Origin of the sequence: Pantoea dispersa, from assembly GCF_035783935.1 — a bacterium.
Taxonomy (GTDB): domain Bacteria; phylum Pseudomonadota; class Gammaproteobacteria; order Enterobacterales; family Enterobacteriaceae; genus Pantoea; species Pantoea dispersa_C.
The window spans coordinates 57,012-75,493 of the sequence record NZ_JALKOV010000010.1 but is presented as its reverse complement, the minus strand read 5'-3'; the positions used below and the strand labels follow the sequence as shown (position 1 = coordinate 75,493).

The following is an 18,482-nucleotide window of genomic DNA, read 5'->3' as shown; positions in this document are numbered from 1 at the left end:
AAAAAGCCGGGGATTTCCCCCGGCTTTTTTGATCAAAACAGTTCGTGGCTTTCACCGTTGTCCATGATGGTGGTGCCCACATCATGCACCGAATACTCGGTCGGCTGGGTGCCGTTAATGAAGTACTCCTGACGGGTATTGCCGCCACCGTTGGCCAGCTTACCGGTGCTGCGGTCAATGGTCACCGTTACCACGCCGTCCGGCGGCGTCAGCGGTTGCACCGGTACGCCATCCAGCGCCGTTTTCATGTAATCATCCCATGCCGGCTGCGCACTCTTCGCGCCGCCTTCATAGCCGGAGATCTGATCCGGAATTGCACCCGATACCGTGGTGCGCCCCAGCGCGCGCGAATCATCGAAGCCAATCCACACCGACGTCACCACGCCCGGACCATAACCGGAGAACCAGGCGTCTTTGGAGCTGTTGGTGGTACCGGTTTTGCCGCCGATATCGTTACGCTTCAGATCGCGGCCGGCACGCCAGCCGGTTCCCATCCAGCCCGGTTCACCGAAGATGTTGGAGTTCAGCGCGCTCTTAATCAGGAACGCCAGCGGCGTGTTGATCACGTGCGGTGCATACTGCTGATCGCCGGCCGGCTGTGGCTGCGCCGGTACCTGCTCCAGCTCGGGCTGCGGCACGGTCTGATTCTGCTGCTGATTCGAGGTGGCGACGTTCTCCACGCTCTCTTCATTCAGCGCCACCGACTTTTTGGTGTCGCCATAGATCACCGGCAGATTGCACTGCGGGCAGGCGATCTTCGGCTGCGCCTGGAAAATCACGCCGCCCTGTTCGTTTTCAATCTTCGCGATGAAGTAAGGATCGACCAGGAAGCCGCCGTTAGCCATCACCGCATAGCCGCGCGCCACCTGCATTGGTGTGAAGGATGCGGCGCCCAGTGCCAGCGACTCGGTATGGATAATGTTCTGCGCCGGGAAGCCAAAACGCTGCAGATACTCAGCGGCATAATCGACGCCCATGGCACGCATCGCGCGCACCATCACCACGTTTTTCGACTCACCCAGGCCCTGACGTAAACGAATCGGACCGGCATAGGTTGGCGGCGAGTTCTTCGGACGCCAGTCTGCGCCGGCACCGGCATCCCAGCGTGAAATCGGCACGTCGTTGAGAATGGAGGCCAGCGTCAGGCCACGGTCCATGGCGGCGGTATACAGGAATGGCTTGATGTTCGAGCCGACCTGGCGCAGCGCCTGGGTAGCACGGTTGAACATGCTCTGGTTGAAGTCGAAGCCACCCACCAGCGCGCGTACCGCACCGTCTTCCGGGTTAAGCGACACCAGCGCCGAGTTCACCAGCGGCACCTGTCCCAGCCACCACGCATCGCCGACTTTACGTACCCAAATCTGCTGGCCAGCCTGCAGCACCTGAGTAACGCTGCGCGGCGTCGGGCCCTGCAGGGTGTCAGATTTATACGGACGCGCCCAGCGCACGCCAGCTAACGTCAGCGAAACGCTGCTGCCATCTTTCAGCATGGCGGTGGCTTCGTCGGCGCTGGCGCTGGTGACCACGGCGGCATTCAGCGGACCGTACACCGGCAGATTTTTCAGCGTATTGACGATGCGGGTGTGATCCCAGCTGGCTTCCCCCACTTTCCACAGCACGTTGGTCGGGCCGCGGTAGCCGTGACGCATATCGTAGGCCATCACGTTGTTGCGCACCGCCTGCTGTGCGGCTTCCTGCAGGTGGCGCGTCACGGTGGTATACACCTTGTAACCGTCGTCATAGGCGCTGTCGCCGTAACGCTTCACCATCTCCTGACGCACCAACTCGGTAAGATATGGAGCAGAGAAGGCGATTTCCGGGCCGTGATAGCTGGCGGTCAGCGGCGTGTTGCGCGCGTCGTTGTACTGCTGCTGGGTGATGTAGTTCTGATCCAGCATGCGTGCCAGCACCACGTTGCGGCGCGCCAGCGCACGGGCGTGCGAGTAGAGCGGGTTAAAGGTCGATGGCGCTTTCGGCAGGCCGGCAATCATCGCCATCTCACTCAGCGACAGCTGATCGACAGGTTTACCGAAGTAAACCTGTGCTGCGGCACCGACGCCATAAGCGCGATAGCCGAGATAAATTTTATTCAGATACAGCTCAAGGATTTCATCCTTACTCAGCAGCTGCTCGATGCGAATCGCCAGGAAGGCTTCCTTGATTTTACGCATCAGCGTGCGTTCAGGGCTGAGGAAGAAGTTACGCGCCAGCTGCTGCGTAATGGTACTGGCGCCCTGCGAGGCGTGGCCGGAGACCAGCGCAATGCTGGCGGCGCGGAAAATCCCCACCGGATCGACGCCGTGATGCTCATAGAAGCGGCTGTCTTCCGTGGCAATAAACGCTTTGATTAACTCAGGCGGCATCTGTTGCAGGGTGAGCGGGATACGGCGCTTTTCACCGTACTGGGCGATCAGCTCGCCATCCGCGCTGTAAACCTGCATCGGGGTTTGCAGGCGCACATCTTTTAATGTGTTCACATCAGGCAGCTGCGGCTCTATGTATTTGTACAAACCATAAACCGTGCCGGCTCCCAGCAAAATGCAACACACTGCAAGGATCAATAAATACTTTACGAACTTCACCTGAGAATTCCCATCTGTTGTCGTTTGGGCAGTTTATAAACAATCGCGCGGTAGTATAAAGGCAAGCCTGACGCTTTGATATACCCGTCATTCTTGATGCGATGCGGGTAATCATCCTTTTTTCTGCAACGATAAGGAGATCGCGCGCATGGCTTTTCAGCGCTGGCAAATTGGACTGGACATCCAGAACGGGCAACTCTGCGCCCTTGGCATTGAACGACGCCGTCATGGATGGCAGCTGCGACACTGGTGGCAGCAGCCGCTGCCGCACGATACGTTACGCAACGGCGTGTTGCAAACCTCGCCAGTGTTACAGGAGATGTTGGTGCGCTGGCAGCGCCATTTACCCAGGCGCTACTCGCTGCGCGTTGGCCTGCCGCCGCAGCTGGTGCTGCAGCGCACGCTGCCGTTGCCAGAGACCTCGTTACGCGAGCCGGCGCTCAGCCGCTACGTTAACGCGTCTGCATCACGATTGTTTCCGGTCGAAGCCGCCTCGCTGTCGCTGGATTACCGGCTGGCCGATAGCGCTGGCCAGCTGTACGTTACCGCCGCGCGCCGCGAAGTCATCGCTCAGTGGCTGGCGCCGCTGCAGCAGGCCGGACTGCGCCCCGACGTGTTTGAGCTGAGCAGTCTGGCGCTGACGCAGATCGCCATGCGTATCCCGCTGCGCCCGCATCAGCTGCTGATCCATCCGCTCAGCGATCACTGGCTGTGGACGCTGGCCGGCGAAAATAACGCCTGCGGTGCCGCAACCGAACCGCTGACGCTCGCCCATCTGCGCGACACCTTTCCCCAGGCGCAAACGGTGTTCTGCACCGCGCCCGAACGGCTGCCGGAAGCGGAAGTGCAGCGCTGCAGGCCGCTGACGCTGCTGCATTATCTGCAACCGCCGCTGCCGGCGCAGGCGGGCGCGCTGGCGGTGGCGCTTGGTCTGGCGCTGCGGCCGGAGGATTGCTGATGCTGGCGGTCAACCTGCTGCCATGGCGCGCGCAGCAGCGGCAGCAGCGGCGTCAGCACAGTGCGGTGCTGCTGGCGGGTTTGCTGCTGTGCACGTTATCGCTCGCGCTGCTGTTGTGGTGGCGCGGTGAACAGCGCTACCAGCATGCAGCACAACAGCAGGCCAGCATGGCGATACAGCTGCAGCAGATACAGCAGCAGCTGGCGCATCAGCACGCACTGCTGCAGCAGCGCGATGCGCTGTTGCTGAAGCGGCAGGCGCAGCAACAGCGGTTGCAGCAGCATCAGCGCTGGCAGCAGTTCTGGCAGCTGCTGCCCACGCTGATGCCCGATACGCTGTGGCTGAGCCGCGTGGAGCGACGTCAGGGACAGCTGGTGCTGGATGGCCTGGCGCAGAGCCTGGCTGACGTCAGCGCGTTCCGCCAGCAGCTGCAGACGCAGCCGCTGTTTGCGGCGGTAAAGCAGGGCAGCGTGCAGCGTCAGGCACAGGGGGATTATCGCTTCGCGCTGCGCGCCCGGCTGCAGGAGGTGGCCGATGAATGAACTCATCCAGCGCTGGCTGCAGCTATCGCTGACGTGGCGGATGCTCAGTCTGCTGCTGCTGGCACTGCTGTTACTGGCGCTGGCGTGGCTACTGCTGCTGCGGCCGCAACAGCAGCGGTCCAGCGCGCTGCAACAGCAGTTGTCACAGCTGGCGCAGCAGTACCAGCAACGGCAGCAGCAGCTGGACGCGCGGCCGACCATCGAACGGCTACAGGCAGAGATCGCGGCGTTGCAGCCACTGGCCGCAGCCGCCTCCGTATCATTAGAACAACTGGTTGCAGCGCGCGGCAGCCAGCTGGAGGCCTGGCATCCGGACAGCCAGCCGCAGCAGCTGGCGCTGCGCCTGAGCTGGCCGCAATTTCTGCCGCTGTTCAGCGGGCTGGCCGCGACGGCGTTAGCGGTGCCGCAGCGTTTTCAGCTGCAGGCGGAGCAGGGCGTGTTACGCACTGAGCTTTGGCTGGAGAGTGACGATGCGGAGTAGCGCACTGGTGTTCCTGCTGTGCAGCAGCTGGGCGCTGGCGCGCGATCCGTTTCAGCCGCTGGCCGCCAGCCAGTGTCAGGCGCCCGCTGCCGTACCGCAGGGCTGGCGCTTACAGGGCATCGTTGGCCGCGCGCCGCACTTTATCGCCTGGCTGGTCTCACCGCAGGGCCAGAGCCAGCGGCTGAGCGCGCCGGGTGCCTTTCCGGTGGCACCGTGGCAGATAACACAGCTGAACGCTCGCTCGCTGGTGCTAAGCGCCACGCAAAGCTGTCCGCCGCAGCAGATCACATGGGTAATAAAAGGAGGATTTTATGAAAAGGATGCTGCTGCTGTGGCTGGCGCTGAGCAGTCCGCTGCACGCCACTGAACAGCCCCTGAGCCTGGTGTTTGATGATGCGCCAGTCGAGCGCATTCTGCAGGCGCTGGCTGACTATCAGCAAACCAACCTGCTGATCGCGCCGGGCGTGGAGGGGCGGCTGTCGCTGCGACTCGATAACGTCGGCTGGGAGCGCGCACTGGCGCTGGTCACGCGGCTGGCGAAACTCACGGTGATCCAGGAGGAGGGCGTGCTGCTGGTCTATCCGGAAAGCTGGCAGCAGCTGCAGGTGCAACAGGCGCAGGCCGAGCGTGAAGCGCAGCAGCAGCAAACGCCGCTTGAGCAGCGCACCGTGACGCTGCATTACGCCAGCGCCAGTGATGTCTACCGCAGCCTGCAGACGGAACGCTCGCTGATGACGTCGCGCGGCAGCGTCACGGTGGACAGCCGCACTAACAGCCTGCTGCTGCGGGACAGCGCGCAGGCACTGCGCGACACCGAGCGCTGGCTGCAGGCACTGGATCTGCCGCTGGAACAGGTTGAGCTGGCGGCCCACATTGTCACCATCAATGAAGAGCATCTGCGCGAGCTGGGCGTCAGCTGGAGCACCGCACCCGGCGATGTTGTCACCGGGGCGCTGCGCAATCCGCAGCTGCAGATGCCGCTGGCGGTGAGCAACCCGGCGATACGCACCGGCGTTACGCTCGGACAGATGAGCGGCGAACTGCTTAACTTGGAGCTGAGCGCACTGGAACAGGAGAACCAGATCGAAATCATCGCCAGCCCGCGGCTGTTTACCTCGCACCAGCAGACCGCCACCATCAAACAGGGCACCGAAATCCCGTACGAGGTGAAATCCGGCAGCAGCGGCGCGACGGCGATTGAGTTTAAAGAGGCGGTGCTCGGCATGGAGGTCACGCCGGTGGTACTGGGCAACGGGCGCATTCAGCTCACGCTGCGGCTGAGCCAGAATATGCCGGGTCGCAGCCTGACGATGGGGGAAAGTCAGGTACTGAGCATTGATAAGCAGGAAATCGCCACCCAGGTGACGCTGCGCGATGGGGAAACGCTGGCGCTGGGCGGTATTTTCCAGCAGCAGCGCACCCAGGGCGAAAAGCGTGTGCCGTGGCTCGGCGAGATACCGTTGCTCGGCGGTCTGTTTCGTCAGCAGACCGACGAACGCAAAAAACGTGAGCTGGTGATCTTCATCACGCCGCGACTGGTCAGGGAAGCAGCGCTTACCGCCGGATAAAGCGGAAAATTCGCTCCATATGACCAACTGCGTTGACGCAGGGCAGGAATTAGCATACAAGGTTTAGCGATTTTAAAACGGTGTAACGGAACGCGGCAGGATAACCTTCCGGCGGATGTCAGTGACAAGCGATACTGGCATCGAAAGAAATATGCCCGAATTTTGGGTGGTACAGGACGTCAGTCACGGCACGCATTCCCCGGTTTACGCAGGTAAGCTATCGGGAGCGACAGGCCCGGCCAGCGCACCTGTAGCGCGCACAAGGATGGCAAAAAAGGAAGAGCGTTACCGTCTCGCGAACCACAGACCGGTCCTGTTTGAAGGTCGCCGGGGGCAATTTATTCGGTTGCCAAACGGCCATGAGTGTTGAGATAATTTTCAATCTGACTCTTGCTAACGCTCATGAGGTCTCAGTTCCTGTCCCGCCAGCATTATGCTGAACGCGGGGTATCATCAACGAATTCTTAGTAATACCGACAAAATGGCAGAGAAACGCAATATCTTTCTGGTTGGGCCGATGGGTGCCGGCAAAAGCACTATTGGTCGTCAGTTAGCTCAGCAACTCAATATGGAATTTTTCGATTCCGATCAGGAAATTGAGCGACGTACCGGAGCGGATGTAGGCTGGGTATTTGATGTGGAAGGCGAAGCCGGTTTTCGCGATCGTGAAGAGAAAATCATCAACGAGCTGACCGAGAAACAGGGCATTGTCCTGGCGACCGGTGGCGGCTCCGTCAAATCCCGTGAAACCCGCAATCGTCTCTCCGCCCGCGGCGTGGTCGTCTACCTCGAAACCACCATCGAAAAGCAACTTGCCCGCACTCAGCGTGATAAAAAGCGTCCACTGCTGCAGGTTGATGAACCGCCGCGCGAGGTACTGGAAGCGCTGGCTGGCGAACGTAATCCGCTTTACGAAGAGATCGCTGACGTCACCATTCGCACTGACGATCAAAGTGCAAAAGTTGTCGCCAATCAGATCATCAACATGCTGGAAAAAAACTAATCCAGCACCCTGAGGGCTCAGCAATAGGTATCGGTCATCATGGAGAAGATCACTGTCTCACTGGGGGATCGCAGTTACCCCATCACCATCGCTGCCGGACTGTTTAACGATCCGGCTTCTTTTTGGCCGCTGCAAGCCGGCGACAATGCCATGCTGGTGACGAATCAGACGCTGGCACCGATCTATCTGGACAGACTCGCGACGTTGCTGAGCGACGCCGGGGTGAAAGTCGATCAGGTGATTCTGCCCGACGGTGAGCAGTACAAGACGCTGGCAGTGATGGACGAGGTGTTCACCGCGCTACTGCAGAAGCCGCACGGCCGTGACACCACGCTGATTGCGCTGGGCGGTGGCGTGATTGGCGATCTGACCGGCTTTGCGGCCGCCAGCTACCAGCGCGGCGTGCGCTTTATTCAGGTGCCGACCACTTTGCTGTCGCAGGTTGACTCCTCGGTCGGGGGGAAAACCGCGGTAAACCATCCTCTCGGCAAAAACATGATCGGTGCCTTTTACCAGCCGGCTTCGGTGGTGATCGATACTGACTGCCTTGCCACGCTGCCGCCGCGCGAACTGGCCTCTGGCCTGGCGGAAGTGATCAAGTACGGCATTATTCTCGACGGTGAATTTTTCCAGTGGCTGGAGCAGAATCTCGATGCGCTGCTGGCGCTGGATAAAACCGCCATGGCTTACTGCATTCGCCGCTGCTGCGAGCTGAAAGCCGACGTGGTGGCGGCCGATGAGCGTGAAACCGGCCTGCGTGCGTTGCTCAATCTGGGTCATACCTTTGGTCACGCGATTGAAGCGCATATGGGGTACGGCAACTGGCTGCACGGTGAAGCGGTTGCGGCGGGCATGGTGATGGCCGCGCGCACTGCTGAGCGACTGGGTCAGTTCAGCGCGGCCGATACTGACCGTATTATTGCGCTGCTGCAGCGTGCCGGCCTGCCGGTTAACGGCCCGGCGAGCATGACGGCAGAAGCCTATCTGCCGCACATGATGCGCGATAAAAAAGTGCTCGGCGGCGAGCTGCGTCTGGTGCTGCCTCTCGCTATTGGCCGCTCCGAAGTGCGTGGCGGCGTGGCGCATGATATGGTGCTGGCTGCGATTAACGATTGCAAAGTATCTTGATTATCCCCGGACTACGTCGGGCTGCTGTCCGGCAGGGGAACAGTGAGCAGTGATGCGGCACGTGGGAAGCGTGCCGTTTTACGGAGGAGGCTAAATGGATGAGTTCAAACCGGAAGACGAGTTAAAACCTGACGCCAGTGACCGCCGTCCCACGCGGCCTCGCAAATCGTCTTCTGCGCCGAAAGCGAAAGTACCGGTTTCCCGTCAGCATATGATGATGGGCATCGGCATTCTGGTGCTGCTGATTTTGGTGCTGGGTATTGGTTCTGCACTGACCGGTCCGGATGAGAAGAAACCGGCCAGCAACAGCGCCAGCACCGGCAGCGCGGCACCGGCAACCGGCGGTAGCGAAAAGAATATCGACCTGTCGGGTTCAACCTCTATGAGCGGCCAGCAGAATGCCACGCCGTCGGCTGAGGGCAGCGCGCCGCAAAATACCGCCGGCAACGCCGCACCGGCGGGCAGCGACGGTCAGTCGATCTCGATGCCGTCCGTCTCCTCTACGCCGACTCAGGCCGCGCCGGTTGACACGCCAGCTAACCAGCAGCGCGTGACGCTGCCGGGCGATCTCAACACCGCACTGAATAATCAGCAGGGTTCCGTTGATGCTGCTGCGCAGGGCGCACAGGGCAACAGCTCGCTGCCAACGGCACCGGCCACGGTCAGCGGCAGCGCCGGTAAAGCGGTCACGCCACCGGCAGTGCGTGCGGAGACGCCAGCGCGCAGCGCTACCGCCAGCAGCCATAAAGCACCGACCACCAGCAAACCGGCGGCGGTGAAAGAGAACAAAACGCACAGCACCACGGCGCACAACAGCGCACCGGCCAGCAGTGGCGGTGCCAGCAAGTCGCTGCCATCCGGCGGCAACTATACGCTGCAGCTGAGCGGTGCCTCGAAAGAAGCGAGCCTGAACGCCTGGGCGAAGAAACAGAATCTGAGCGGTTATCACGTGTATAAAACCACGCGTAACGGCGAACCGTGGTATGTGCTGGTGAGCGGTGCGTATGCCACGCCTGCCGAAGCCAAACGCGCGGTTGCTTCACTGCCGGCGGAAGTGCGCGCGGCGAATCCGTGGGTTAAGCCGCTGAGTCAGGTGAAGAAAGAGAGCCAGTAATTGATGTGGGGCCGCGCTGCTGCGGCCCCGTTCTAAGCGCAGATCTGCTGTCGGTTTCACCACAGCCAATAATTAAGATGTAATAGCCACGACAGCATGAAGAAAAATCGCGCTTTCCTGAAATGGGCCGGAGGGAAATACCCGCTGCTTGACGATATCCGTCGTCATCTGCCACAAGGTGATTGTTTAATCGAACCTTTTGTCGGCGCCGGTTCCGTATTCCTCAACACCGATTATGACCGTTATCACCTGGCGGACATCAACGGTGATCTGATCAATCTCTACAACATCGTCAAAACGCGCACCGCCTCGTTTATAGAAGACGCGCGCCAGCTGTTCAGCGCCAGCGGCAATACGGCGGAAACCTATTACGCCCAGCGTACGGCATTCAACGCCAGCACGGATACCTATCAGCGCGCCGTGCTGTTTCTTTACCTTAACCGCCACGGTTACAACGGCCTGTGCCGCTACAATCTGCGCGGTGAATTTAACGTGCCGTTTGGTCGCTATCGTAAGCCGTACTTCCCGGAAGCCGAACTGCTGTGGTTCGCCGAGCGTGCGCAAAAAGCCACCTTTGTCTGTGAATCGTACGATGTTACTCTGGGCAACGCCCCTGCAGGCTCAGTGGTTTATTGCGATCCGCCGTATGCGCCGTTGTCGGCGACGGCCAATTTCACCGCTTACCACACCAACAGCTTTAGCCTGCGCGAGCAGCAGCATCTGGCAGAACTGGCCAGTAAGCTGGCGCAGGAGAGCCGCATCCCGGTACTGATTTCCAACCATGATACCCTGCTGACGCGCGAGTGGTATCAGCATGCGGATTTACATGTAGTTAAAGCCCGGCGTTCCATCAGCCGAAGCATAAGTGGTCGCACTCAGGTTGACGAACTGCTGGCGCTTTTCCGCTAGTCTGTTTCGTCCGCGACCAACGCATCACGCCAGCTCCGGCTGGCGCACAAATTGGGAGATTCGGATGAAACAATTTTTACTGGCCCCATCAATTCTTGCTGCTGACTTTGCTCGTCTGGGTGAAGATACCGCGAAAGCGCTGGAAGCCGGTGGCGACGTGGTGCATTTCGATGTGATGGATAACCACTATGTTCCCAATCTGACCATGGGGCCGATGGTGCTGAAAGCGCTGCGCGATTACGGCATCACCGCCCCTATCGATGTGCATCTGATGGTCAAACCGGTCGATGCGCTGATCCCGGAGTTCGCTAAAGCCGGTGCCAGCTTCATCACTTTCCATCCGGAAGCCAGCGAGCACGTCGATCGTACGCTGCAGCTGATTAAAGAGCACGGCTGTAAAGCCGGTCTGGTGTTCAATCCGGCAACGCCGCTCAGCTATCTTGATTACGTCATGGATAAGCTCGACATCATTCTGCTGATGTCGGTGAACCCGGGCTTCGGCGGCCAGTCCTTCATTCCCGGTACGCTGGATAAACTGCGCGAAGCGCGTCGCCGTATCGATCAGAGCGGTTACGATATTCGTCTGGAAGTGGATGGCGGTGTGAAGATCGATAACATCGGTCAAATCGCGGCAGCCGGCGCGGACATGTTCGTGGCCGGCTCGGCGATCTTCGGTCATCCGGATTACAGGAAGGTGATCGATGAGATGCGCAGCGAACTGGAGAAAGTTAATGGCTCATTTCACTGATATCCGCGCGCTGGCGTTCGATCTCGACGGCACGCTGGTGCACAGTGCGCCGGGCCTGGCGCAGGCGATCGATCTGGCGCTGGCCGATTTGCAGCTGCCGCCCGCGGGCGTTGAGCGCGTCTCAACCTGGATTGGCAACGGCGCGGACATTATGATGGCGCGGGCGCTCACCTGGGCGCTGGGCCGTGAGCCGCAGGCCGATGAACAGCGCGACGCGCGTGCGCTGTTCGACAAACATTACGCCGCCACGGTGGAAGCCGGCAGTACGCTGTTTCCACAGGTGCAGGAGACGCTGGCCGCGCTGCACGCCCGCGGTCTGCCAATGGCCATCGTCACCAATAAGCCCACACCGTTTGTTGCTCCGCTGCTGCAGTCGCTCGGCATTGCCGACTACTTTTCTCTGATCATCGGCGGCGACGATGTGGTGGTGAAAAAGCCGCATCCGGCGGCGATTTTCCTCGTTCTCGGCCGTTTTGGCGTGCTTCCAGGACAATTGCTGTTTGTCGGCGATTCGCGCAATGATATTCTCGCTGCCCAGGCGGCGGGCGTGCCAAATGTCGCGATGACCTTCGGCTACAACTACGGTGAGCCGATTGCCACCAGCCAGCCCGATTTAACTCTCGATACTTTTAGCGAACTTTTGCCCGTTGTCGGGCTGTGATTATCAGGACATAACATGAGCAAACCCATCGTTTTCAGCGGCGCCCAGCCTTCCGGTGAACTGACCATTGGCAACTACATGGGTGCGCTGCGTCAGTGGGTGCAGATGCAGGATGATTTCCACTGCATTTACTGCATCGTCGATCTGCACGCCATCACCGTTCGTCAGGACCCGGCCGCGCTGCGCAAAGCCACGCTGGATACGCTGGCGCTGTACCTTGCCTGCGGTATCGATCCGGAAAAAAGCACCATCTTCGTGCAGTCGCACGTGCCGGAACACGCGCAGCTGAGCTGGGTGCTGAACTGCTACGCCTACTTCGGCGAACTGAGCCGCATGACCCAGTTCAAGGACAAATCGGCGCGTTATGAAGAGAACATCAACGCCGGCCTGTTCGATTATCCGGTGCTGATGGCGGCCGATATTCTGTTGTATCAGACCAACCAGGTGCCGGTCGGCGAAGATCAGAAGCAGCATCTTGAGCTGAGCCGTGACATCGCCGCGCGCTTCAATGCGCTGTACGGCGACGTGTTCAAAATCCCTGAGCCGTTTATTCCGAAGTCCGGCGCACGCGTGATGTCGCTGCTGGAGCCGACGAAGAAGATGTCAAAGTCTGATGACAACCGCAACAACGTGATTGGTCTGCTGGAAGACACCAAATCGGTGGTGAAGAAGATCAAACGCGCAGTGACTGACTCGGAAGAGCCGCCGGTTGTGCGTTACGACATCAAAGAGAAAGCGGGCGTGTCTAACCTGCTGGACATTCTGTCCGGCGTGACCGGTAAGTCGATTGCGCAGCTGGAGCAGGAGTTCGAAGGCAAAATGTATGGTCACCTGAAAGGCGCAGTGGCCGATGCTGTGTCTGAGATGCTGACTGAGCTGCAGGAGCGTTATCACCGCTTCCGCAATGACGAAGCGTTCCTCAACCAGGTGATGCGTGATGGCGCAGCGAAAGCCCGTGCGCATGCCCAGGAAACGCTGAAGAAAGTGTATGACGCGGTGGGCTTCGTTGCGCAGCCATAAGCCGGTTTGCCGGGGCGCAGCACAACGCGCCCCGCAGGCTTTACTTCACCCGATGCAGCGTCAGCTCGGCGCCATCCCAGAATAGCCGCGCATTGCCGTCGGCCAGCACGCTCAGTACCGCGCCCGGTGCCGGTCCCCACGCCTGATTGCCACAGTGCACGTTGAAGCCATAGCGAAAGCTGAAATCACGATCCTGTCCGGTGCCGTTGGCGGCGCTCAGGCGCGGTTTGCCCTGGCAATTATCGGTCGCCGGATTGATGGCGCGTTCGGCAGTGCCGCGCGTCCAGCTGATCGCATTGGGTTTGAACGCCACGCGCGCGCCCATGAACTGCGGATCGTTTTTGATGTAAATCTGGCCGTTCTCCTTTTTCGGCGTCACGGCAACCACCTGCCATTCGCCCACGACCGTTGACCAGGTCACCGGGGCGGCACTCACCGCCGCGCTCAGCGGCATCAGCAGCGCCGCGGCCAGAGAAATATTGCGCATGGAAACTCCTTGTGATTGATTTGGCTGCTCAGTCTGGCGGCAAAGCGCAGCGCTGTACAGTATTTTACCGCATCAGAACCAGCGCAGCTGCGTGCGCAGGCTGACCACGCGGCCAACAATAATCAGTGCCGGACTGGCAAACTGCCGCGCCAGCGTTGCCAGCTCCTGCAGCGTGGCGCAGGCCACGCGCTGCTGCGGCGTGGTGCCGTGCTGCACGATAGCCACCGGCATCGCAGCGTCCATCCCGTGCTGTAACAGCTGCTGCTGGATCTCGGCCGCCTGGCTGAGGCCCATGTAAAACACCAGCGTCTGCTGTTCCGCCGCCAGTTTGCCCCAGTCGATTTCACCGTGCTGCTGCAGATGGCCGGTGACGAAGCGCACGCTCTGCGCATGATCGCGGTGGGTGAGGGGAATGCCGCTGTAGGCGGCACAGCCGGACGCGGCGGTGATGCCCGGCACCACGCTGAACGGAATGTTATGCTGCGCCAGCACCTCCAGCTCTTCGCCGCCGCGACCAAAAATAAAGGGATCGCCGCCCTTGAGCCGCACCACGCGCTTGCCGCGCTGCGCCTGCTCCAGCAGCAGCTGGTTGATTTGCTCCTGCGGCACGCAGTGATGGCCAGCCTGTTTCCCGACGAAGATGCGTTCGGCATCGCGCCGCACCAGATTGAGAATCGGCTCCGACACCAGCCGGTCATACACCACCACATCGGCCTGCTGGATCGCCTGCAACCCTTTCAGCGTCAGCAGACCGGCATCGCCCGGCCCGGCACCCACCAGCACCACCTCGCCCTGCTGCCCCAGCGGTGCCGCAAACAAGGCATCGACCTGCGCAGCCGCGCGCGCGTCATCGCCGTTGGCCAGCGTTTGGGCCAGCCGATCGCTGGCAAAGAAGCGCTCCCAAAAGGCGCGACGTTGCGCCATGGCGCTAAAATGCTGCTTCACGCGCTCGCGCAGTGAGCCGGCCAGCGCAGCCAGTTCGCCGAGATGCTGCGGCAGCATCGCCTCCAGCTTTTCGCGCAGCAGACGCGCCAGCACCGGCGCGCGGCCACCGGAAGAGACGGCGATCATCAGCGGTGAACGGTCGACGATCGACGGCATAATCGCGCTGGCCTGCTGCGGGGCATCCACCAGGTTACAGAAGATGCGGCGCTGTTCGGCGGCGTCAGCCACCTGCTGATTGACCGCATCATCGTTGGTGGCGGCAACCGCCAGCCAGCACGCATCCAGCCACTCATCGGCAAAGGCGCCGTGCAGTAATGTCACCTTTCCCTGTTGTGCCCACTGCTGAAACGCCGGGGAAAAATCCCGCGCGCCGACGTACAGCGCCGCACCGGCCTCCAGCAGCAAACGCGCCTTGCGTTCAGCCACGTCGCCTGCGCCAACCAGTAAACAACGTTTGCCTTGCAGCCGGCAAAACAGCGGAAAGTAGTCCATAGCGAATCCTGAAAAAAAGCCCGCACGGTGCGGGCTGTGGAAGGGATTATACCGATTTCAGCGGCGAAGCCTGGGCCTGTGTCTGCGGGCGCTGCGCCTGCGGCGTGGCATACCAGTAGCCGAGACCCATCAGCACCATGCCAGAGAACATGTTGCCGAGCGTCACCCACAGCAGGTTGTGGCCAATGCCGCTCAGCGTCAGGTCGGCGCTGTGCTGACCAAACCACGACAGCGCAAACACCGTCATGTTGGCGATGGAGTGCTCATAGCCGGAAGCGATAAACGCCAGCAGGCACCACCAGATGGCGATGAACTTCGCCGCGCCTTCGCTGCGCACCGCCATCCAGATCGCCAGACACACCAGCCAGTTGCACAGCGCGCCTTTAAAGAACAGCGCCATTGCCGTCTGGCTGGTTTTCGCCAGCGCTACGCTGTGGATCAGCGAGCCGGCGTTCGGCAGCAGCGCGCCAGCGGCGTAGTAGTAGAGCAGGGCGACAAACACCGAACCGATGAGGTTGCCCAGCCAGGTTTGCGGCAGCACGCACCACATCTGGCCGTGGCTGATGGTGCCGGCTTTGACGCCCACGGTGAGGAACATGGTATGGCCGGTAAACAGCTCGGAACCGGCGATGATCACCAGCGTCAGGGCAATACCGAAGGTCGCGCCCATCAGCAGCGGACGATACGCCGGATCCGCCAGGTTACCGAGGGTGAAGATCAGGATGATCGCCAGGCCGACGTAAGCGCCGGCCATCGCCGAACCGATCCAGAAGGCCAGCGGACTGTGTTGTGCGGTACGCACGATGCGCGCCGCGTTGGCGGCGCAGGTGTTCAGGGTGTCAGAAAACATAGTGACGTCTCATAAAGTGAAGGAATTCTGTCAGGCGCAGACTTCGACCCGGCCGTTGCTGACGCGCACCGCATAGCTCGCCACCGAGCGGCTTGCATCTTCCAGGCAAACGCCATCGCTCAGGCGAAAACGCTGTTTTTTTAGCGGGCTGGCGACCCACAGCGTGTGCTGGTGTTCGGCGATCAGGCCGCGCGATAACACGCTGGCTTCGGCAAACGGATCGATGTTGCTCAGGGCGTACAGCTGCGCATCGTCGCGCGGGCGAAAGATGGCGATCTGCTGGCCGTTAACCAGCGCGCACACGCCGGTAGCGGGCAGGATTTGTGTGAGTTCACACACGGTGTACCACTGGCTCATGCGTCAGCCTCCTCGATCAGGGTAATAGCGATGCGCTCCGCCGGCCGCGCCGGGCGATGCTGCTCGCGCTCACTGACGTGCTGCACCAGCGGGTCGCGCTGCGGGCTGTTAATAAACGTGGCGAAGTGCGCCTGCTGCTGCGGGTCGTTAACCGTGGTGGTCCATTCACAGCGGACGTCAGCGCGCAGGCGCGCCAGCTCCTGCTCCAGCTGCGCATTCAGGCCGAGCCGGTCGTCGATAATCACGCTGCGCAGATAATCGATGCCGCCGTCCATGCTCTCCAGCCACAGCGAGGTGCGCTGCAGCCGGTCGCCGGTGCGGATGTAGAACATCATGAAGCGGTCGAGATACTGCAGCAGCGTGTCGCGGTCGAGGTCGGCCGCCAGCAGATCGGCGTGTCGCGGTTTCATGCCGCCGTTGCCGCACACGTACAGGTTCCAGCCTTTTTCGGTAGCGATGACGCCAACATCTTTACCCTGCGCTTCGGCGCATTCACGGGTACAGCCGGAGACGCCAAACTTCATCTTGTGCGGCGTACGGATGCCTTTGTAGCGATTTTCCAGTTCGATGCCGAAGCCGAGACTGTCGCCGACGCCATAGCGGCACCAGCTGCTGCCAACGCAGGTTTTCGCCATGCGCAGCGCTTTGGCGTAAGCCTGTCCGGTTTCAAAGCCGGCGGCAATCAGCTGTGACCAGATGGCCGGCAGATCGTCGCGCTGCGCCCCAAACAGACCGATGCGCTGTGAACCGGTGATTTTGGTGTAAAGGTTGTACTGCCGCGCCACTTCGCCCAGCGTCATCAGCCCCTGCGGCGTGATTTCGCCGCCGGCGGTGCGCGGAATCACCGAGTAAGTGCCATCTTTCTGGATGTTGCCGAGATAGAGATCGTTGCTGTCCTGCAGCGGCGTATGCTGCGGCTTGAGGATGTATTCGTTCCAGCAGGAGGCCAGCAGCGATCCGACGGTCGGTTTACACACTTCGCAGCCGTAGCCCTGGCCATATTTCGCCAGCAGCGCGTCAAACGACGTAATCTCCTCCACGCGGATCAGGTGATACAGCTCCTGGCGCGAATAGGCGAAATGCTCGCACAGGTGATGATTGACCTCGATGCCCTGACGGCTCAGCTCGGCGTTCAGCACCTGGGTGATCAATGGGAGGCAGCCGCCGCAGCCGGTGCCGGCGCGGGTTTCGGCTTTCAGCGCCGCCACGGTATGGCAGCCGGCCTGTACCGCGTTGATGATATCGCCTTTGCTGACGTCAAAGCAGGAGCAGATTTGCGCGCTGTCCGGCAGCGAATCAACGCCCAGTGCTGGTTTTTCGCCGCTGCCTGCCGGCAGAATCAGCAGCGCCGGGTTTTGCGGTAAAGCGATGTGATTGAGCGCCAGCTGCAGCAGGTTACCGTAGTCGCTGGTGTCGCCCACCAGCACCGCGCCGAGCAGGGTTTTGTTATCTTCGCTGACGATCAGGCGCTTATAGATGTGCTGCTGTTCGTCGAGCCAGATGTAGCTGCGGGCGCCCGGCGTGCGGCCGTGCGCATCGCCAATACCGCCGACGTCCACGCCCAGCAGCTTGAGTTTGGCGCTCATATCGGCACCGGCAAAGACGCTGTCGCGCCCGACCAGCGCATCGCTGGCGACCTGCGCCATTTTGTAGCCCGGTGCCACCAGACCGTAAATCCGATCCTGCCAGGCGGCACATTCCCCAATCGCGTAGATCGCCGCATCGCTGGTCTGACAGCGATCGTTGATGGCAACGCCACCGCGTTGACCGAGCGCCAGGCCGCACTGTTTCGCCAGCTTGTCCTGCGGACGAATGCCGGTAGAGAAGACGATGAAGTCGACGTCGAGCGCGCTGCCGTCGGCAAACTCCAGCGTTTTGCCGCCTTTGCCATGATGCACAATCTGCCGGGTATTTTTGCCGATATGGACCTGCACGCCCATCTGTTCGATCTTACGCCGCAGCTGTTCGCCGCCCTGTGTATCCAGCTGTTCCGCCATCAGCACCGGTGCAAACTCAACCACGTGCGTTTCAATGCCGAGATTTTTCAGCGCGCCCGCCGCTTCCAGCCCGAGCAGGCCGCCGCCGATCACCGCACCGCGTTTGCTGCGCCGCGCGCAGGCTTCTATCGCGTTGAGATCTTCAATGGTGCGATAAACAAAGCAGTCGCTGCCTTCCGCGCCGTTGATCGGCGGAATCCACGGGTAAGAACCGGTGGCAAAAATCAGCGTGTCGTAATGCACCGCGCGGCCGGTATTGGAGTGGATCAGTTTTTCTTCGCGGTTAATAGTGATGGCGCGCTCACCCAGCAGCAGGTTGACCTGATGCTTCTCGTAATAGTCTTCGCGCACCAGCGAGAGTTCTTCCGCGGTGTGATGGGAAAAATAGGCGGAAAGGTGGACGCGGTCATAGGCGACGCGGGGCTCTTCACAGAAAACGGTGATTGCGAACTGCTCAGGGGCAGCTTTGTCGATCAGTTCTTCTATAAAGCGGTGGCCAACCATGCCGTTGCCAATAATAACGACATTGTGCTTGCTCATGCTTGCCTCAAAATTTGCGGGATCTGCGCCTACCTTAGCGCGCTGTTTCTGGCGCTTATTGATGTATATCAACGGCGGCTTTATATACCCATTTAGAGGT

Annotated in this window: 18 protein-coding genes; 12 read left to right on the top strand and 6 right to left on the bottom strand. The window is 60.8% G+C overall.

Annotation, left to right across the window (positions count from 1 at the left end):
- Nucleotides 1–32: 32 nt before the first annotated feature.
- Nucleotides 33–2,582 (bottom strand): peptidoglycan glycosyltransferase/peptidoglycan DD-transpeptidase MrcA, encoded by a 2,550-nt coding sequence (gene mrcA, locus MXF20_RS18535; protein WP_325970672.1) that lies wholly within the window; start codon nucleotides 2,580–2,582, stop codon nucleotides 33–35.
- 148 nt (nucleotides 2,583–2,730) lie between these two features.
- On the opposite strand from mrcA, the gene pilM reads away from it, so the two are divergent.
- The 12 genes from pilM (at nucleotide 2,731) to trpS (ending at nucleotide 12,714) form a co-directional block, all read left to right on the top strand.
- Nucleotides 2,731–3,540, top strand: coding sequence for a type IV pilus biogenesis protein PilM (gene pilM / locus MXF20_RS18530; RefSeq protein ID WP_325970671.1), 810 nt, complete (start codon nucleotides 2,731–2,733; stop codon nucleotides 3,538–3,540).
- Nucleotides 3,540–4,082 carry a PilN domain-containing protein gene (locus MXF20_RS18525; protein WP_325970670.1) on the top strand — a complete coding sequence of 181 codons (543 nt, stop codon included), beginning with the start codon at nucleotides 3,540–3,542 and terminating at the stop codon, nucleotides 4,080–4,082. The genes pilM and MXF20_RS18525 overlap by 1 nt, the downstream gene beginning before the upstream one ends.
- Nucleotides 4,075–4,563, top strand: coding sequence for a hypothetical protein (locus MXF20_RS18520; protein ID WP_325970669.1), 489 nt, complete (start codon nucleotides 4,075–4,077; stop codon nucleotides 4,561–4,563). The genes MXF20_RS18525 and MXF20_RS18520 overlap by 8 nt, the downstream gene beginning before the upstream one ends.
- Nucleotides 4,553–4,930, top strand: coding sequence for a HofP DNA utilization family protein (locus tag MXF20_RS18515; RefSeq protein ID WP_325970668.1), 378 nt, complete (start codon nucleotides 4,553–4,555; stop codon nucleotides 4,928–4,930). Before MXF20_RS18520 ends, MXF20_RS18515 begins: the two co-directional genes overlap by 11 nt.
- Nucleotides 4,875–6,131 carry a DNA uptake porin HofQ gene (gene hofQ / locus MXF20_RS18510; protein WP_325970667.1) on the top strand — a complete coding sequence of 419 codons (1,257 nt, stop codon included), beginning with the start codon at nucleotides 4,875–4,877 and terminating at the stop codon, nucleotides 6,129–6,131. Before MXF20_RS18515 ends, hofQ begins: the two co-directional genes overlap by 56 nt.
- A gap of 481 nt (nucleotides 6,132–6,612) precedes the next feature.
- Nucleotides 6,613–7,134, top strand: coding sequence for a shikimate kinase AroK (gene aroK / locus MXF20_RS18505; RefSeq protein ID WP_010617392.1), 522 nt, complete (start codon nucleotides 6,613–6,615; stop codon nucleotides 7,132–7,134).
- A 39-nt stretch (nucleotides 7,135–7,173) separates the two neighbouring features.
- The gene (gene aroB, locus MXF20_RS18500) at nucleotides 7,174–8,262 is read left to right on the top strand and encodes a 3-dehydroquinate synthase (protein WP_325970666.1); all 1,089 of its coding nucleotides are present in this window, start codon (nucleotides 7,174–7,176) and stop codon (nucleotides 8,260–8,262) included.
- A 94-nt stretch (nucleotides 8,263–8,356) separates the two neighbouring features.
- Nucleotides 8,357–9,376: an SPOR domain-containing protein gene (locus MXF20_RS18495; RefSeq protein WP_325970665.1), complete on the top strand. Its 1,020-nt coding sequence runs from the start codon at nucleotides 8,357–8,359 to the stop codon at nucleotides 9,374–9,376.
- A gap of 96 nt (nucleotides 9,377–9,472) precedes the next feature.
- On the top strand, nucleotides 9,473–10,285 hold the full coding sequence (gene dam, locus MXF20_RS18490) for an adenine-specific DNA-methyltransferase (RefSeq protein WP_021507424.1): 813 nt from the start codon (nucleotides 9,473–9,475) through the stop codon (nucleotides 10,283–10,285).
- Between the two features lie 64 nt (nucleotides 10,286–10,349).
- Nucleotides 10,350–11,033, top strand: coding sequence for a ribulose-phosphate 3-epimerase (gene rpe / locus MXF20_RS18485; RefSeq protein ID WP_325970664.1), 684 nt, complete (start codon nucleotides 10,350–10,352; stop codon nucleotides 11,031–11,033).
- Complete coding sequence (locus tag MXF20_RS18480; protein ID WP_325970663.1) at nucleotides 11,017–11,694, top strand: phosphoglycolate phosphatase; 678 nt, start codon at nucleotides 11,017–11,019, stop codon at nucleotides 11,692–11,694. The genes rpe and MXF20_RS18480 overlap by 17 nt, the downstream gene beginning before the upstream one ends.
- Nucleotides 11,695–11,709: 15 nt before the next feature.
- Complete coding sequence (gene trpS, locus MXF20_RS18475; RefSeq protein WP_058770971.1) at nucleotides 11,710–12,714, top strand: tryptophan--tRNA ligase; 1,005 nt, start codon at nucleotides 11,710–11,712, stop codon at nucleotides 12,712–12,714.
- A 40-nt stretch (nucleotides 12,715–12,754) separates the two neighbouring features.
- On the opposite strand, the gene MXF20_RS18470 is transcribed toward trpS, so the two are convergent.
- The 5 genes from MXF20_RS18470 to nirB all read right to left on the bottom strand — a co-directional run bounded on the left by MXF20_RS18470 (nucleotide 12,755) and on the right by nirB (nucleotide 18,382).
- On the bottom strand, nucleotides 12,755–13,201 hold the full coding sequence (locus MXF20_RS18470; protein ID WP_325970662.1) for a hypothetical protein: 447 nt from the start codon (nucleotides 13,199–13,201) through the stop codon (nucleotides 12,755–12,757).
- A gap of 72 nt (nucleotides 13,202–13,273) precedes the next feature.
- Nucleotides 13,274–14,638, bottom strand: a complete 1,365-nt coding sequence (gene cysG / locus MXF20_RS18465) for a siroheme synthase CysG (protein WP_325970661.1) — start codon at nucleotides 14,636–14,638, stop codon at nucleotides 13,274–13,276.
- Nucleotides 14,639–14,684: 46 nt separating this feature from the next.
- A complete protein-coding gene (gene nirC / locus MXF20_RS18460; RefSeq protein WP_325970660.1) occupies nucleotides 14,685–15,488 on the bottom strand; it encodes a nitrite transporter NirC in 804 nt (267 codons plus the stop codon).
- Nucleotides 15,489–15,518: 30 nt separating this feature from the next.
- Complete coding sequence (nirD, locus tag MXF20_RS18455; RefSeq protein WP_325970659.1) at nucleotides 15,519–15,845, bottom strand: nitrite reductase small subunit NirD; 327 nt, start codon at nucleotides 15,843–15,845, stop codon at nucleotides 15,519–15,521.
- Nucleotides 15,842–18,382, bottom strand: coding sequence for a nitrite reductase large subunit NirB (nirB, locus tag MXF20_RS18450; RefSeq protein ID WP_325970658.1), 2,541 nt, complete (start codon nucleotides 18,380–18,382; stop codon nucleotides 15,842–15,844). The genes nirD and nirB overlap by 4 nt, the downstream gene beginning before the upstream one ends.
- Nucleotides 18,383–18,482 lie beyond the last annotated feature (100 nt).

Coding starts and splice junctions, on each gene's coding strand:
- aroK (WP_010617392.1), top strand. CDS start 6,613: ATGGCAGAGAAACGCAATATCTTTCTGGTTGGGCCGATGGGTGCCGGC.
- rpe (WP_325970664.1), top strand. CDS start 10,350: ATGAAACAATTTTTACTGGCCCCATCAATTCTTGCTGCTGACTTTGCT.
- nirB (WP_325970658.1), bottom strand. CDS start 18,382: ATGAGCAAGCACAATGTCGTTATTATTGGCAACGGCATGGTTGGCCAC.
- trpS (WP_058770971.1), top strand. CDS start 11,710: ATGAGCAAACCCATCGTTTTCAGCGGCGCCCAGCCTTCCGGTGAACTG.
- nirD (WP_325970659.1), bottom strand. CDS start 15,845: ATGAGCCAGTGGTACACCGTGTGTGAACTCACACAAATCCTGCCCGCT.
- MXF20_RS18470 (WP_325970662.1), bottom strand. CDS start 13,201: ATGCGCAATATTTCTCTGGCCGCGGCGCTGCTGATGCCGCTGAGCGCG.
- aroB (WP_325970666.1), top strand. CDS start 7,174: ATGGAGAAGATCACTGTCTCACTGGGGGATCGCAGTTACCCCATCACC.
- MXF20_RS18515 (WP_325970668.1), top strand. CDS start 4,553: ATGCGGAGTAGCGCACTGGTGTTCCTGCTGTGCAGCAGCTGGGCGCTG.
- MXF20_RS18480 (WP_325970663.1), top strand. CDS start 11,017: ATGGCTCATTTCACTGATATCCGCGCGCTGGCGTTCGATCTCGACGGC.
- pilM (WP_325970671.1), top strand. CDS start 2,731: ATGGCTTTTCAGCGCTGGCAAATTGGACTGGACATCCAGAACGGGCAA.
- MXF20_RS18525 (WP_325970670.1), top strand. CDS start 3,540: ATGCTGGCGGTCAACCTGCTGCCATGGCGCGCGCAGCAGCGGCAGCAG.
- cysG (WP_325970661.1), bottom strand. CDS start 14,638: ATGGACTACTTTCCGCTGTTTTGCCGGCTGCAAGGCAAACGTTGTTTA.
- MXF20_RS18495 (WP_325970665.1), top strand. CDS start 8,357: ATGGATGAGTTCAAACCGGAAGACGAGTTAAAACCTGACGCCAGTGAC.
- nirC (WP_325970660.1), bottom strand. CDS start 15,488: ATGTTTTCTGACACCCTGAACACCTGCGCCGCCAACGCGGCGCGCATC.
- hofQ (WP_325970667.1), top strand. CDS start 4,875: ATGAAAAGGATGCTGCTGCTGTGGCTGGCGCTGAGCAGTCCGCTGCAC.
- dam (WP_021507424.1), top strand. CDS start 9,473: ATGAAGAAAAATCGCGCTTTCCTGAAATGGGCCGGAGGGAAATACCCG.
- MXF20_RS18520 (WP_325970669.1), top strand. CDS start 4,075: ATGAATGAACTCATCCAGCGCTGGCTGCAGCTATCGCTGACGTGGCGG.